Raw genomic sequence first — 13700 nt, 5'->3', positions numbered from 1 at the left:
TCAGCGTGGACTCAGGGCAGCTTCGACTTGGCGACGTGCTGCAACAGGTCGCTCACGGAAGCGTCCATCACATCGGTGAAGGGCTTGGGGGCAAGGCCCATCCACAGCACGGCGATGGCCAGCAGCGACAGCATCAGGAACTCGCGGGCATTGATGTCCTTGAGCGCCTTCACGTGGTCGTTGCCCACCGGGCCCAGGTAGACGCGCTTGTACATCCAGAGCGTGTAGGCGGCGCCGAAGATCAGCGCGGTGGCGGCACCGAAGCCGACCCAGAAATTCGCCTTGACCGCGCCGAGGATCACCATCCACTCGCCCACGAAGCCGGCGGTGCCCGGCAGGCCGCAATTGGCCATGGCGAACAGCAGCGCGAAGGCGGCGAACTTGGGCATGGTGTTGACCACGCCGCCGTAATCGGCGATCTGGCGCGAGTGCACGCGGTCGTACAGCACGCCGATGCCCAGGAACATCGCGCCCGAGACGAAGCCGTGCGCGATCATCTGCACGATGCCGCCGGACACGCCCAGCTCGTTGAAGATGAAGAAGCCGAGCGTGACGAAGCCCATGTGGGCGACCGACGAGTACGCCACCAGTTTTTTCATGTCCTGCTGCACCAGCGCGACCAGGCCGACGTAGATCACGGCGATGAGCGACAGGCCGATCATCAGCCAGGCCCACTCGCGCGAGGCATCCGGCGCGATCGGCATCGAGAAGCGCAGGAAGCCGTAGGCGCCCAGCTTCAGCATGATGGCGGCCAGCACGGCGGAGCCACCGGTCGGCGCCTCGACGTGCACGTCGGGCAGCCAGGTGTGGAACGGGAACATCGGCACCTTCACCGCGAAGGCCGCGAAGAAGGCGAAGAACAGGAAGCTCTGCGCACCGCTGGCCAACGGCAGCTTGTGCCAGGTCAGGATGTCGAAGCTGCCACCCGACTTGTTGTACAGGTAGATCAGCGCGACCAGCATGAGCAGCGAGCCAAGCAGCGTGTACAAGAAGAACTTGAAGGCGGCGTAAATCTTGTTCGGGCCGCCCCAGATGCCGATGATGAGGTACATCGGGATCAGCGTGGCTTCGAAGAAGACGTAGAACAGGATGCCATCGAGCGCAGAGAACACGCCGATCATCAGCCCCGACAGGATCAGGAAGGCGCCGAAGTACTGGCTGACGCGCTCGGTGATCACCTCCCAGGCCGAGATCACCACGACCACGGTGATGAAGGCGGTCAGCAGCACCATCCACAGCGACAGACCGTCGACGCCCACGTGGTAGCTCACGTTGAATCGCTGGATCCAGCTGAACTTCTCGACGAACTGCATCGCAGCGGTGCCGAGTTGGAAGCGCGTGTACAGCGGGATCGTGACCAGGAAGCTCACGAGGGAGCCGACCAGCGCGATCCAGCGGACCAGGTTGGCACGGTCGTCACGGCCGATGGCCAGGAGCAGGACGCCGAAGGCGATCGGCACCCAGATGGCAAGGCTCAACAAACCCATTTTTCTTTTTCTCCAGCGCGCACGCTTACTTGTTGAACCAGACGAAGTACGTCATGAGCACGAAGATGCCCAGCAACATCGCGAACGCGTAGTGGTAGATGTAGCCCGACTGCATCCAGCGTACGACGCCGGCGATGCGGCCGATCAGTTTCCAGGAACCGTTCACCACGGCACCGTCGATCAGGGCCTGGTCACCGCCCTTCCAGAAGGCGGTGCCGAGCGCACGGGCGCCGCGCGCCACGATGTTCTCGTTGATCCAGTCGAGGTAGTACTTGTTCTCGAGCAGGCGGTAGACCGGGCCGCAGGCGCGCTTGATCGCGGCCGGCAGCGCCGGATTGATCATGTACATGTAATACGAAGCCACCACGCCGGCGAGTGCCAGCCAGAAAGGCATGGTCGTCAGGCCGTGCAGCGCCATGGCCCAGGGGCCGTGGAAAGCTTCCTTCATTTCTTCCATCGCCGGATGCTTCTCCAGATTGAAGAAGATCGCATCCTTGAAGAAGTCGCCGTAGAGCATCGGCTGGATCGTCATGAAGCCGATCACCACCGACGGGATCGCCAGCAGCACCAGCGGCAGCCAGACCACCCAGGGCGACTCGTGCGGCTTCGCATCATGGCCGTGACCATGGTCATCATGCGCATGGTGGTCGTCGTGGTGCGCGTCCGGATTCTGGTCGTAGCGCTCCTTGCCGTGGAACACCAGGAAGTACATGCGGAACGAATAGAAGGCCGTGACGAACACGCCCGCCAGCACCGCGAAGTTGGCGAAGCCGGCGCCCCACAGGTGGCTCTCGTGCACCGCTTCGATGATGCTGTCCTTCGAGTAGAAGCCCGAGAACAGCGGCGTGCCGATCAGCGCCAGCGAGCCCAGCAGCGAGGTGATCCAGGTGATCGGCATGTACTTGCGCACACCGCCCATCCAGCGGATGTCCTGGTTGTGGTGCATGCCGATGATCACGGAACCGGCGCCGAGGAACAGCAGCGCCTTGAAGAAGGCGTGCGTCATCAGGTGGAACACCGCGACCGAATAGGCCGAGGCGCCCAGCGCCACCGTCATGTAGCCCAGCTGCGACAGCGTCGAGTACGCGACCACACGCTTGATGTCGTTCTGGATGATGCCCAGGAAACCCATGAAGAGCGCCGTGATCGAGCCGATCACGAGGATGAAGCTCAGGGCCGTGTCGCTCAGCTCGAACAGCGGCGACATGCGCGCCACCATGAAGATGCCGGCGGTCACCATGGTCGCCGCGTGGATCAGCGCCGAAATGGGGGTCGGGCCTTCCATCGAGTCGGGCAGCCAGACGTGCAGCGGGAACTGCGCGCTCTTGCCCATCGCGCCGATGAACAGGCAGATGCAGATCACGGTGACCAGCATCCACTCGGTGCCCGGGAACGTCAGCTTGGCCAGGTCGTCGGCCTTGGCGAAGGCTTCGCCGTAGTTCAGCGTGCCGGCGTAGGCGGCGATCAGGCCGATGCCGAGAATGAAGCCGAAGTCGCCCACGCGGTTGACCAGGAAGGCCTTCATGTTCGCGAAGATCGCGGTCGGCTTGTTGAACCAGAACCCGATCAGCAGGTACGACACCAGGCCCACCGCTTCCCAGCCGAAGAACAGCTGGAGCATGTTGTTGCTCATGACGAGCATCAGCATCGAGAAGGTGAACAGCGAGATGTAGGCGAAGAAGCGGTTGTAGCCCTCGTCTTCTTCCATGTAGCCGATGGTGTAGATGTGGACCATCAGCGACACGAAGGTCACGACGCACATCATCATGGCGGTCAGGCCGTCGACCAGGAAGCCGACTTCCATCTTCAGGCCGCCGACGATCATCCATTCGTACAGCGTGGCGTTGAAGCGCGCGCCGTCGACGACCACGCTCTTGAGCGTCATGGCCGAGATCAGGAAGGCGATGGCGACGCCCAGGATGGTCAGCGAATGCGTGACCTTGCGGCCGATGTGGTTGCCGCCGAATTTCGTACCGAACAGGCCGGCCAGTGCAGCGCCGACCAGCGGCGCCATCGGGACCGCCAGCAGCGTGGATGCGGAAAGTGTTGCGCTCATGAGAAAGCCTTATCCCTTGAGCGTGTTGAGCTCGTCGACATTGATGCTCGACTTGTTTCGGAACAGCAGCACCAGCAGCGCCAGGCCGATGGCCGACTCGGCCGCGGCCACCGTCAGGATGAAGAACACGAAGATCTGGCCGTGCATGTCGCCCAGGTAGTGCGAGAACGCCACGAAATTCATGTTGACCGCCAGCAGCATCAGTTCGATGCACATGAGCAGCACGATCAGGTTCTTGCGGTTCAGGAAGATGCCGATGACCGACATCGCGAACAGCATCGCGCCGAGCGACAGGTAATGTGAGAGGGTCAGTGTCATGCCTTCTTCTCCGGTGCGGCGGCGGGTGCGGCAGGCGCGGCGGCGGGTGCAGGCTCGGCCGGCGGAGGCGGCGGTGCCGCACGCGTGACGTCGAGCTTCACGAGGTGCATGCGGTCGCGTGCCTTCACGTGGATCTGGTCGCTCACGTCGATGAACTTGGTGTCCTTGCGCTCGCGCAGCGTGAGCGCGATGGCCGCGATCATGGCCACCACCAGGATCACCGCGGCGATCTGCACCGGGTACAGGTATTCCGTGTACAGCAGGATGCCCAGCGCCTTGGTGTTGGAACCGCCCTGCGTCATGGCCGCCTGCGCGGCAGCCGGCATCTCGCGGAAGCCGCCCATCAGCACGTAGGCCATCTCGAGCGCAATCACCACGCCGACCAGCGCGGCCAGCGGGAAGTGTTTCCAGAAGCCCTGTCGCAGGCTGTCCATGTTCAGGTCGAGCATCATCACGACGAACAGGAAGAGCACCATCACGGCGCCCAGGTAGACCAGCACCAGCACGATGGCCAGGAACTCGGCCTGCAGCAGCAGCCACACGGCCGACGCCTGCGAGAACGCGAGCATCAGGTAGAGCACGGCGTGCACGGGATTGCGCGCGGTGATGACTCGGAAGGCCGCGAACAGCAGCACCAGCGAGAACAGATAGAAGAAGCCAGTCTTGACGTCCATGGAATTTTTCTTTGCGGGCGTCTGCCGTTAACGGTATTTCGCGTCGGCGGCCTTGGCGGCCGCGATCTCGGGTTCGTAGCGGTCACCCACGGCCAGGAGCATTTCCTTGGTGAAGTACAGGTCGCCCCGCTTTTCGCCGTGGTACTCGAGGATGTGCGTCTCGACGATCGAGTCGACCGGGCAGCTCTCTTCGCAGAAGCCGCAGAAGATGCACTTGGTCAGGTCGATGTCGTAGCGCGTGGTGCGGCGCGAGCCGTCGTCACGCACTTCCGATTCGATGGTGATCGCCACCGCGGGGCACACGGCCTCGCACAGCTTGCAGGCGATGCAGCGCTCTTCGCCGTTTTCATAACGACGCAGCGCGTGCAGCCCGCGAAAGCGCGGCGACAGCGGGGTCTTCTCCTCGGGGAACTGGACCGTGATCTTGCGGCGGAACGCGTAGCGTCCCGTCAGGACCATGCCCTTGAGGAGTTCCGTGAGCATGAAGCTCTTGAGGAAGTCCTTGACCGAGAAGGTGGAAGCAGCAACAGCTGAAGACATCGTGGGGTTCTCCGCTTAGTTCCAGATGTTCCAGGGCGTCTGCATCCAGCCCCCGACCACCAGCAGCCACACAAGGGTGACCGGAATGAAGATCTTCCAGCCCAGACGCATGATCTGGTCATAACGGAAGCGCGGGAAGGTGCCGCGGATCCAGATGAAGAGCGTGAGCACGAAGAAGGTCTTCAGGCCCAGCCAGATCCAGCCCGGGATGAAATCGAGGAAGCCGATCGGCGACAGCCAGCCGCCCAGGAACATCAGCGCAGCCAGGATCGACACGAGCCACATGCTGGCGTACTCGGCCAGGAAGAAGATCGCGAAGCCCATGCCCGAGTACTCGACCATGTGGCCGGCCACGATTTCCGCTTCGCCTTCGACCACGTCGAAGGGGTGGCGGTTGGTCTCGGCCACGCCGGAGATCACGTAGACCACGAAGATCGGCAGCAGCGGCAGCCAGTTCCAGGACAGGAAGCCCAGGCCCATGTTGACGCCCATGCCCTTGCCCTGCGAAGCCACCACGTCGCCCAGGTGCAAGCTGCCCGTCACCATGATGACGACGACCAGGCAGAAGCCCATGGCGATTTCGTAGCTCACCATCTGGGCCGACGCGCGCAGCGCACCCAGGAAGGCGTACTTCGAATTCGAGGCCCAGCCGGCGATGATCACGCCGTACACCTCGATCGAGGTGATCGCCATGATCAGCAGCAGGCCCGCATTGACGTTCGCAAGGATCGCTTCGGGCCCGAAGGGAATCGCCACCCAGGCGGCCAGCGCCGGCATGATGGCCATGATCGGGCCGAGTCGGAACAGGCCCGGGCTTGCCGCCGTCGGGTTGATCATTTCCTTCGTGAGCAACTTGACCGCGTCGGCGATGGGCTGCAGCAAGCCGAAGGGGCCGACGCGGTTGGGGCCATGGCGGACCTGGATCCAGCCCAGGAACTTGCGCTCCCAGAGCGTCGCATAGGCCACGGCGCCGAGCAGCGGCAGCAGCACGCAGATGATCTTGATCAGTGCCCAGAGCACCGGCCAGCCACCGGCAGTCCACCAATGCGCGCCGATGAGACCCTGGCCGAAACCGTAGATGGAATCGATCATGCCGTCACCTCGTCGATCACCGGGTGCTGGCCAGGCCACACCCCCAGCGCCGCATGCGCGGCACCGCGCGCGTCGGCGGTGAGCTGCAGCGAGGTGGCGCGGCGCACGAGGCCGTCCAGCTGATAGATCGACGCCGTGACCGGCGCCGCAGCATCGACCGCCGCCTTCGACAGGTCGACGCCGGCAGGCGCCGCGTTCGACAGCCGGTCGGCGGCGATGTGCGTGGCGCCAGCATCGGCCCCGCGCACCGAGGCCAGCACGTCCTGCGCGGTCTCGAAATCAAAGTTCGGCAGGCCGAGCATGTTGCCCAGCACGCGCAGCACCTTCCAGGCCGGGCGGGCCTCGCCGCGCGGCTTGACCACGGCGTGGAAGCTCTGGATGCGGCCTTCGGCATTGACGAAGGTGCCCGGCGTTTCGCTGAACGGCGCGATCGGCAGCAGCACGTCGCTGATGGCGAGGTTCGCCTTGAAGGGGCTCAGGGTCACGACCATCTGGGCATGCTCGAGGCCGGCCGCGGCACGGGCGCCGGCCGCCGAATCGAATTCGGGTTCGTTGTTGAGCAGCAGCACGGCCTTCAGGCCGCCCGACAGCATCTGGCCGGCGTTCAGACCGTTGGCGCCCGGCACGGCGTTCGCCCATTGGGCGCCGACCGTGTTGGCCGCTTCGGTGAGGTAGCCGACGCTGGCACCGGTCTGTTCACCGATCCACTGCGCGAGCGCCAGCAGACGCGACGCGTCGACATGGTGGGCAGCGGCATTGCCGAGCAGAATGGCCTTGCGTTCACCGCCCAGCAGCGATTGCGCGAAGGCCTTGGCTTCGTCGCTGGCGCTGCCTTGGACAGGCGCCGAAACGCCCTTCTCTGCTCCGATGGCCGTCGCCACGTCGGCCAGGGCCTGTGCCCAGCCGCTGGCAGCCACGGTCGTGACGCTGGCCAAGGACATGGCCCACGCGTCGCGCGAGGCCAGTTCGTTCGACGAAGCGATCACACTCACGGCCGCGCCCTTGCGGGCCGCCTGGCGGATGCGCTGCGCGAACAGCGGATGGTCCTTGCGCAGGTTCGAACCCACGACCAGCACGCGCTGCAGGTTCGACAGCGACGCGATCGAGGTGCCGAGCCAGCGGATGCCACCGGCCGACGTGAAGTCGGCGGCGCGCAAGCGGTGGTCGACGTTCTCGCTGCCCAGGCCGCGCACCAGTGCGCCGGCCAGGGCCAGTTCTTCAACGGTGCTGTGCGGGCTGACCAACGCGCCGATGGCAGCTGCGCCATGGTCGGTCTTGATCTGCCGCAGGCCATTGGCGACGTATTCGAGGGCGGTCTGCCAGTCGACGGCCTGCCACTGGCCGCCCTGCTTCAGCATGGGCTGCGTCAGGCGCTCGTCGCTGTTGAGCGATTCGTACGAGAAGCGGTCGCGGTCGGCGATCCAGCATTCGTTGACGTCTTCGTTCTCCAGCGGAACGACACGCATCACCTGGTGGTTCTTGACCTGGACGATCAGGTTGGCGCCGGTCGAGTCGTGCGGGCTGACCGACTTGCGGCGCGACAGCTCCCAGGTACGGGCGCTGTAGCGGAAAGGCTTGCTGGTGAGCGCGCCGACCGGGCAGATGTCGATCATGTTGCCCGACAGTTCGGAGTCGACGGTCTCGCCCATCACGGTCGTGATCTCGGAGTGCTCGCCGCGGTGGATCATGCCGAGCTCCATCACGCCGGCCACTTCCTGGCCGAAGCGGACGCAACGCGTGCAATGGATGCAGCGGCTCATCTCTTCCATGCTGATGAGCGGGCCGACGTCCTTGTGGAACACCACGCGCTTTTCTTCCTCGTAGCGCGAGGAAGAGCCGCCGTAGCCCACGGCCAGATCCTGCAGCTGGCATTCGCCGCCCTGGTCGCAGATCGGGCAGTCGAGCGGGTGATTGATGAGCAGGAACTCCATCACCGACTGCTGGGCCTTGATGGCCTTCTCGCTCTTGGTGCGGACGATCATGCCCTGGGTCACGGGCGTGGCGCAGGCCGGCATCGGCTTGGGCGCCTTCTCCACGTCGACCAGGCACATGCGGCAGTTGGCCGCGATGCTGAGTTTCTTGTGATAGCAGAAGTGCGGGATGTACGTGCCCGCCTTGTCGGCGGCATGCATGATCATGCTGCCTTCGACGATGTCGACCTTCTTGCCGTCGAGTTCGATTTCAACCATATGTGTTGCGTTTTCGTGCTCAGGCCTTGGCCGGCGCCTTGGGCACATAGCCCGGAATCAGCGCCTCGAACTCGTGGCGGAAATGCTTGATCATGGCGCGCACGGGCATCGCCGCGGCGTCGCCCAGCGCACAGATCGTGCGACCCTGGATGTTGTCGGCGACCGAGTTCAACAGGTCCATGTCGCTCGGCTTGCCGTGGCCGGTGTGGATGCGGTCGACCACGCGCCACATCCAGCCCGTGCCTTCGCGGCACGGCGTGCACTGGCCACAGGATTCGTGCATGTAGAAGTACGACAGGCGCTTGAGCGACTCGACCATCGATCGGCTGTCGTCCATCACGATGACCGCGCCCGAGCCGAGCATCGAGCCGGCCTTGGCGATGGAGTCGTAGTCCATGGTGCAGGCCATCATGATGTCGGCCGGCAGCACCGGCGACGACGAGCCCCCCGGAATCACCGCCTTGAGCGTGCGACCCTTGCGCACGCCGCCGGCGAGTTCGAGCAGCTTGGAGAACGGCGTGCCCATCGGCACTTCGTAATTGCCGGGCAGTTCGACGTCACCGCTCACCGAGTAGATCTTGGTGCCGCCGTTGTTCGGCTTGCCGCACTCGAGGTAGGCCTGGCCGCCGTTGCGGATGATCCAGGGCACCGCCGCGAAGGTCTCGGTGTTGTTGATGGTCGTCGGCTTGCCGTACAGGCCGAAGCTCGCCGGGAACGGCGGCTTGAAGCGCGGCTGGCCCTTCTTGCCTTCGAGCGACTCGAGCAGTGCCGTTTCTTCGCCGCAGATGTACGCGCCGAAGCCGTGGGCCGCGTGCAACTGGAAGTTGTACGTGCTGCCCATGATCTTGTCGCCAAGGTAACCAGCCGCACGCGCTTCTTCCAGCGCTTCCTCGAAGCGTTCGTACGACTGGAAGATCTCGCCGTGAATGTAGTTGTAGCCGACGCTGATGCCCATCGCGTACGCCGCGATGGCCATGCCTTCGATCACGATGTGCGGGTTGAACTGCAGGATGTCGCGGTCCTTGCAGGTGCCCGGCTCGCCTTCGTCGGAATTGCAGACGAGGTACTTCTGGCCCGGGAACTGGCGGGGCATGAAGCTCCACTTCAGGCCGGTCGGGAAACCCGCACCGCCGCGGCCACGCAGGCCGGAGGCCTTCACTTCGGCGATCACCTGATCGGGCGTCAGGCCCTCGCTCAGGATCTTGCGCAGGGCCTGGTAACCGCCACGCGCTTCGTAGTCGGCCAGGCGCCAGTTGGTGCCGTCGAGGTCCGCGTAGATCTGCGCGCCGATATGGCGGTCGTGGAAGCAGGTCTGGACGCCGGTGGCCTGGAACTGCGAGAGGACTTGTTCGGGCGTCATGCGGCGTCTCCCTTCGAGGAGGCACGCAGGCCGTCGATGAGCTGGTCGAGCTTTTCGTTGCTCATGAAGCTGCACATGGTGCGGTCGTTGACCAGCATCACCGGCGAATCGGCGCAGGCGCCCAGGCATTCGCTCTGCTGCAGCGTGAACATGCCGTCGTCGGTGGTGCCGCCCATCGTCACACCGAGCTTCTTCTCGAGGTGCGTCAGCGCCGTGACACCGTCGCGCAACTGGCACGGCAGGTTCGTGCACACGTTGAGCTTGAAGCGGCCGGTCGGCTGCTGGTTGTACATGTTGTAGAAAGTCGTGACCTCGTGCACCGCGATCGGTGCCATGCCGAGGAAGTCGGCGACGACCTTCTCGCTCTGGAGGCTCACGTAGCCTTGTTCCTGCTGCACGATCGACAGGCAGGCCATCACGGCGGACTGTGCCTGCTCGGCCGGGTACTTGGCCGCCTCACGCGCGAAGCGTTCCAGTGCGGCGGCAGAGAGCGGCTTCGCAGCCGCGGGGGTGCTGGGGTTGCTCATCGATCGATTTCTCCGAACACGATGTCCAGGGTGCCGATCACGGCGACAGTGTCCGCGATCATGTGGCCGCGCGTCATCTCGTCGAGCGCCGACAGATGCACGAAGCCGGGCGCGCGGATCTTCAGGCGATACGGCTTGTTGGCGCCGTCGCTGACCAGGTAGATGCCGAACTCGCCCTTGGGGTGCTCGACGGCGGCATAGGCCTCGCCTTCGGGCACATGGAAGCCTTCGGTGAAGAGCTTGAAGTGATGGATCAGCTCTTCCATGTTGCCCTTCATGGACTCACGGGCCGGTGCTGCCACCTTGTGGTTGTCGGTGATGACCGGGCCGGGGTTCACGCGGAGCCACTCGACGCACTGCTGGATGATGCGGTTGGATTGCGCCATCTCTTCCATGCGGACCAGGTAGCGGTCGTAGCAGTCGCCGGTCTTGCCGACCGGGATGTCGAAGTCCATGCGGTCGTACACGTCGTACGGCTGCTTCTTGCGCAGGTCCCAGGCGATGCCCGAACCGCGCAGCATCGGGCCGGACAGGCCGAGGTTGAGCGCGCGCTCGGGCGTCATCACGCCGATGCCCACGGTGCGCTGCTTCCAGATGCGGTTGTCGGTCAGGAGCGTGTGGTACTCCTCCATGTGCTTGACGAACCGCTTCGTGAAGTCATCGATGAAGTCGAGCATCGAACCCTGACGGTTCTCGTTCATGCGCTCGAGCGCCTTGGCGTTCTTGATCTTGCTGACCTTGTACTGCGGCATCGAGTCCGGCAGGTCGCGGTAGACGCCACCCGGCCGGAAGTACGCCGCGTGCATGCGCGCACCCGAGACGGCTTCGTAGATGTCGAACAGGTCTTCGCGTTCGCGGAAGGCGTAGATCAGGATGGTCGAACTGCCGCAGTCGTTGCCGTGCGAACCGAGCCACATCAGGTGGTTCAGCAGGCGCGTGATCTCGGCGAACATCACGCGGATGTACTGCGCGCGGATCGGCACCTCGATGCCCATCAGCTTCTCGATGGCCAGGCAGTAGGCGTGCTCGTTGGACATCATCGACACATAGTCGAGGCGGTCCATGTAGGGCAGCGACTGGATGTAGGTCTTGTGTTCGGCGAGCTTTTCGGTCGCGCGGTGCAAGAGGCCGATGTGCGGATCGGCGCGCTGGACGACTTCGCCGTCGAGCTCGAGCACCAGGCGCAGCACGCCGTGCGCGGCCGGATGCTGCGGACCGAAGTTCAGCGTGTAGTTCTTGATTTCAGCCATGGTCAGTGGAGCCCGCCGTAGTTCTCTTCGCGGATCACGCGCGGCGTGACTTCGCGGGGTTCGATCGACACCGGCTGGTAGACCACGCGCTTGAGCGCTTCGTCGTAGCGCATCTCGACATGACCCGACAGCGGGAAGTCCTTGCGGAACGGGTGGCCGATGAAGCCGTAGTCGGTCAGGATGCGGCGCAGGTCTTCATGGCCCTCGAACACGATGCCGAACAGGTCGAAGGCTTCGCGCTCGAACCAGTTGGCCGACGCCCACAGGTGCATCACCGACGGCAGCACGGGGAAGTCGTCGTCGGCGCAGAACACCTTCACGCGCACGCGCTGGTTCAGACTCACCGACAGCAGGTGCGATACCGCGCAGTAGCGCAGGCCTTCCCACTCGGTGTCGCGGTAGGCGGAATAGTCGACCCCGCAGAGGTCGACGAGCTGCTCGAACTGGCAGCCCGGCGCGTCGCGCAGGGTCTGCATGGCGGCCAGGTAGTCGGCAGCCTTGACCACCAGCGTCACCTCGCCGAGCGCTACGTTGATGCTCTTGACCTTGTCGCCAAGGGCCGCGGCAATGGTGTCCTTCAGGGCACCGGGATCGATCGCAAAGACTGTCATGTCGGTCCCGTTCAGGCGCGGGCGATGGTGTTGGTGCGGCGCACCTTCTGTTGCAGCTGGATGATCCCGTAGATCAGGGCCTCCGCCGTGGGCGGGCAGCCGGGCACGTAGACGTCGACCGGCACGATGCGGTCGCAGCCGCGCACGACCGAGTAGCTGTAGTGGTAGTAGCCGCCGCCATTGGCGCACGAGCCCATCGACAGCACCCAGCGGGGTTCGGCCATCTGGTCGTACACCTTGCGCAGCGCCGGCGCCATCTTGTTGCACAGCGTGCCGGCCACGATCATCAGATCGGACTGGCGCGGGCTGGCGCGAAACACCTCGGCGCCGAAGCGCCCGATGTCATAGCGCGCGGCGGCCGCATGCATCATTTCGACCGCGCAGCAGGCCAGACCGAAGGTCATGGGCCACAACGAGCCGGTCTTGGCCCAATTCACCACCGAGTCGTAGGACGTGGTGACGAAACCTTCTTTGAAAACGCCTTCAATGGCCATGGCTGTACCTTGTTGCCGAGTTCCGGCTATTCCCAGTCAAGCGCACCCTTTTTCCATTCGTAGGCGAAGCCCACGACGAGGATCGCCAGGAAGATCACGACCGCCCAGAAGCCCGCAGCCCCCACTTCCTTGAGCGCGACGGCCCACGGGAAGAGGAAAGCGATTTCCAGGTCGAACAGAATGAAAAGGATGGCCACCAGGTAGTAGCGGACATCGAACTGCATGCGGGCGTTCTCGAACGCTTCGAAGCCGCACTCGTAGGGGGAATTTTTGGCCGCGTCGGGACGGTTGGGACCAAGGATGTAGCCCAGAACCTGGGGTGCGATGCCGACCCCGATGCCGACCAGAATAAACAACAGGACGGGGAGGTAGGAATCGAGGTTCATCAGGGGGTTCTATCACCGCTTGCCACCAGCAGAAAGCAACACGATGGCTGCCACCTGCCGGTGAGATTTGGTGCGGTCGGCGAGACTCGAACTCGCACAGCTTTCGCCACTACCCCCTCAAGATAGCGTGTCTACCAATTTCACCACGACCGCGGTTTTTTGCTGCCCGGATGGCATGAGGAACCCAAAGGGTTTTGGCTTTCCGGCGCAGCTTTAGAGTTTACCCTGAAATACAGCTGTTTTCAGTGCGCTGCTGCAATGAATGCACACAGATTCACACAGCTCACTTGGTCGGAATCTGCCCCGCGCCGGAAGTGGGTGCGGCAGGTGCCGACGCCGACGCCGGCGCACCGGCGCTCGGCGCAGCCGGCGTGCCCGGGGCCGGAATCTGCGTTGCAGCACCCGAAGCGGCCGGTGCCGGCGCACCGATGGCCGCGCGCTCGAGCAGGCTGTTGCCACCCGACGCAGGACGTGCATGGCTGAAGTAGGCCAGCAGCAAGGTGCACACAAAGAACACGGCGGCGAGAACGGCCGTGGTGCGCGACAGGAAGTTCGCACTGCCGCTGGCACCGAACAGGCTGCCGGCACTGCCGCTGCCGAAGGCCGCGCCCATGTCGGCGCCCTTGCCGTGCTGCACCAGGATGAGGCCGATCATTGCCAGCGCGGTGAGCATCTGCACGCCGACGAGGATGTTGAGGACCATGTTCATTCGTTGT

General features: G+C 64.3%; 14 protein-coding genes and 1 tRNA gene. All 15 read right to left on the bottom strand.

The genetic code is table 11. The features are described 5' to 3' along the window. Window positions 1-11: 11 nt before the first annotated feature. The 15 genes from ACSFA2_RS13995 to secG all read right to left on the bottom strand — a co-directional run bounded on the left by ACSFA2_RS13995 (window position 12) and on the right by secG (window position 13693). Window positions 12-1487, bottom strand: coding sequence for an NADH-quinone oxidoreductase subunit M (locus ACSFA2_RS13995; RefSeq protein ID WP_435455917.1), 1476 nt, complete (start codon window positions 1485-1487; stop codon window positions 12-14). 25 nt (window positions 1488-1512) lie between these two features. Further along, window positions 1513-3543 (bottom strand): NADH-quinone oxidoreductase subunit L, encoded by a 2031-nt coding sequence (nuoL, locus tag ACSFA2_RS13990; protein ID WP_435455916.1) that lies wholly within the window; start codon window positions 3541-3543, stop codon window positions 1513-1515. 9 nt (window positions 3544-3552) lie between these two features. After that, window positions 3553-3861, bottom strand: coding sequence for an NADH-quinone oxidoreductase subunit NuoK (gene nuoK, locus ACSFA2_RS13985; protein WP_262074813.1), 309 nt, complete (start codon window positions 3859-3861; stop codon window positions 3553-3555). Further along, a complete protein-coding gene (locus ACSFA2_RS13980) occupies window positions 3858-4535 on the bottom strand; it encodes an NADH-quinone oxidoreductase subunit J (RefSeq protein ID WP_435455915.1) in 678 nt (225 codons plus the stop codon). The genes nuoK and ACSFA2_RS13980 overlap by 4 nt, the downstream gene beginning before the upstream one ends. Before the next feature lie 27 nt (window positions 4536-4562). Continuing rightward, window positions 4563-5075, bottom strand: coding sequence for an NADH-quinone oxidoreductase subunit NuoI (nuoI, locus tag ACSFA2_RS13975; RefSeq protein WP_435455914.1), 513 nt, complete (start codon window positions 5073-5075; stop codon window positions 4563-4565). A 15-nt stretch (window positions 5076-5090) separates the two neighbouring features. Next, a complete protein-coding gene (nuoH, locus tag ACSFA2_RS13970; protein WP_435455913.1) occupies window positions 5091-6167 on the bottom strand; it encodes an NADH-quinone oxidoreductase subunit NuoH in 1077 nt (358 codons plus the stop codon). Next, window positions 6164-8356: an NADH-quinone oxidoreductase subunit NuoG gene (gene nuoG, locus ACSFA2_RS13965; RefSeq protein ID WP_435455912.1), complete on the bottom strand. Its 2193-nt coding sequence runs from the start codon at window positions 8354-8356 to the stop codon at window positions 6164-6166. Before nuoG ends, nuoH begins: the two co-directional genes overlap by 4 nt. A 19-nt stretch (window positions 8357-8375) precedes the next feature. Beyond that, entirely contained in the window at window positions 8376-9716 is a 1341-nt protein-coding gene (gene nuoF / locus ACSFA2_RS13960; RefSeq protein ID WP_435455911.1) for an NADH-quinone oxidoreductase subunit NuoF, read from the bottom strand. Further along, the gene (locus ACSFA2_RS13955) at window positions 9713-10243 is read right to left on the bottom strand and encodes an NADH-quinone oxidoreductase subunit NuoE family protein (RefSeq protein ID WP_435455910.1); all 531 of its coding nucleotides are present in this window, start codon (window positions 10241-10243) and stop codon (window positions 9713-9715) included. The genes nuoF and ACSFA2_RS13955 overlap by 4 nt, the downstream gene beginning before the upstream one ends. Then, window positions 10240-11493, bottom strand: coding sequence for an NADH-quinone oxidoreductase subunit D (locus ACSFA2_RS13950; RefSeq protein ID WP_435455909.1), 1254 nt, complete (start codon window positions 11491-11493; stop codon window positions 10240-10242). Before ACSFA2_RS13950 ends, ACSFA2_RS13955 begins: the two co-directional genes overlap by 4 nt. Window positions 11494-11495: 2 nt before the next feature. Then, entirely contained in the window at window positions 11496-12104 is a 609-nt protein-coding gene (locus ACSFA2_RS13945) for an NADH-quinone oxidoreductase subunit C (RefSeq protein WP_435455908.1), read from the bottom strand. An 11-nt stretch (window positions 12105-12115) separates the two neighbouring features. Beyond that, complete coding sequence (locus ACSFA2_RS13940) at window positions 12116-12598, bottom strand: NuoB/complex I 20 kDa subunit family protein (RefSeq protein WP_140839331.1); 483 nt, start codon at window positions 12596-12598, stop codon at window positions 12116-12118. A 26-nt stretch (window positions 12599-12624) separates the two neighbouring features. Next, window positions 12625-12984, bottom strand: a complete 360-nt coding sequence (locus ACSFA2_RS13935; RefSeq protein WP_183026589.1) for an NADH-quinone oxidoreductase subunit A — start codon at window positions 12982-12984, stop codon at window positions 12625-12627. A 68-nt stretch (window positions 12985-13052) separates the two neighbouring features. Next, window positions 13053-13137 (bottom strand) — tRNA-Leu (locus ACSFA2_RS13930). A gap of 130 nt (window positions 13138-13267) precedes the next feature. Then, a complete protein-coding gene (gene secG / locus ACSFA2_RS13925) occupies window positions 13268-13693 on the bottom strand; it encodes a preprotein translocase subunit SecG (RefSeq protein ID WP_435455907.1) in 426 nt (141 codons plus the stop codon). Window positions 13694-13700: the final 7 nt, after the last annotated feature.

Source organism: Variovorax cryoconiti (genome assembly GCF_051216395.1).
Taxonomy (GTDB): Bacteria; Pseudomonadota; Gammaproteobacteria; order Burkholderiales; family Burkholderiaceae_C; genus Variovorax.
This window is presented reverse-complemented; position numbering and strand designations above follow the sequence as displayed.

What these genes read in the sequence shown, in the direction of transcription:
- ACSFA2_RS13940 (WP_140839331.1), bottom strand. Translation starts at nt 12,598, where the DNA reads ATGGCCATTGAAGGCGTTTTCAAAGAAGGTTTCGTCACCACGTCCTAC.
- ACSFA2_RS13950 (WP_435455909.1), bottom strand. Translation starts at nt 11,493, where the DNA reads ATGGCTGAAATCAAGAACTACACGCTGAACTTCGGTCCGCAGCATCCG.
- ACSFA2_RS13995 (WP_435455917.1), bottom strand. Translation starts at nt 1,487, where the DNA reads ATGGGTTTGTTGAGCCTTGCCATCTGGGTGCCGATCGCCTTCGGCGTC.
- nuoK (WP_262074813.1), bottom strand. Translation starts at nt 3,861, where the DNA reads ATGACACTGACCCTCTCACATTACCTGTCGCTCGGCGCGATGCTGTTC.
- nuoG (WP_435455912.1), bottom strand. Translation starts at nt 8,356, where the DNA reads ATGGTTGAAATCGAACTCGACGGCAAGAAGGTCGACATCGTCGAAGGC.
- nuoL (WP_435455916.1), bottom strand. Translation starts at nt 3,543, where the DNA reads ATGAGCGCAACACTTTCCGCATCCACGCTGCTGGCGGTCCCGATGGCG.
- ACSFA2_RS13955 (WP_435455910.1), bottom strand. Translation starts at nt 10,243, where the DNA reads ATGAGCAACCCCAGCACCCCCGCGGCTGCGAAGCCGCTCTCTGCCGCC.
- ACSFA2_RS13980 (WP_435455915.1), bottom strand. Translation starts at nt 4,535, where the DNA reads ATGGACGTCAAGACTGGCTTCTTCTATCTGTTCTCGCTGGTGCTGCTG.
- nuoF (WP_435455911.1), bottom strand. Translation starts at nt 9,716, where the DNA reads ATGACGCCCGAACAAGTCCTCTCGCAGTTCCAGGCCACCGGCGTCCAG.
- nuoH (WP_435455913.1), bottom strand. Translation starts at nt 6,167, where the DNA reads ATGATCGATTCCATCTACGGTTTCGGCCAGGGTCTCATCGGCGCGCAT.
- ACSFA2_RS13935 (WP_183026589.1), bottom strand. Translation starts at nt 12,984, where the DNA reads ATGAACCTCGATTCCTACCTCCCCGTCCTGTTGTTTATTCTGGTCGGC.
- secG (WP_435455907.1), bottom strand. Translation starts at nt 13,693, where the DNA reads ATGAACATGGTCCTCAACATCCTCGTCGGCGTGCAGATGCTCACCGCG.
- ACSFA2_RS13945 (WP_435455908.1), bottom strand. Translation starts at nt 12,104, where the DNA reads ATGACAGTCTTTGCGATCGATCCCGGTGCCCTGAAGGACACCATTGCC.
- nuoI (WP_435455914.1), bottom strand. Translation starts at nt 5,075, where the DNA reads ATGTCTTCAGCTGTTGCTGCTTCCACCTTCTCGGTCAAGGACTTCCTC.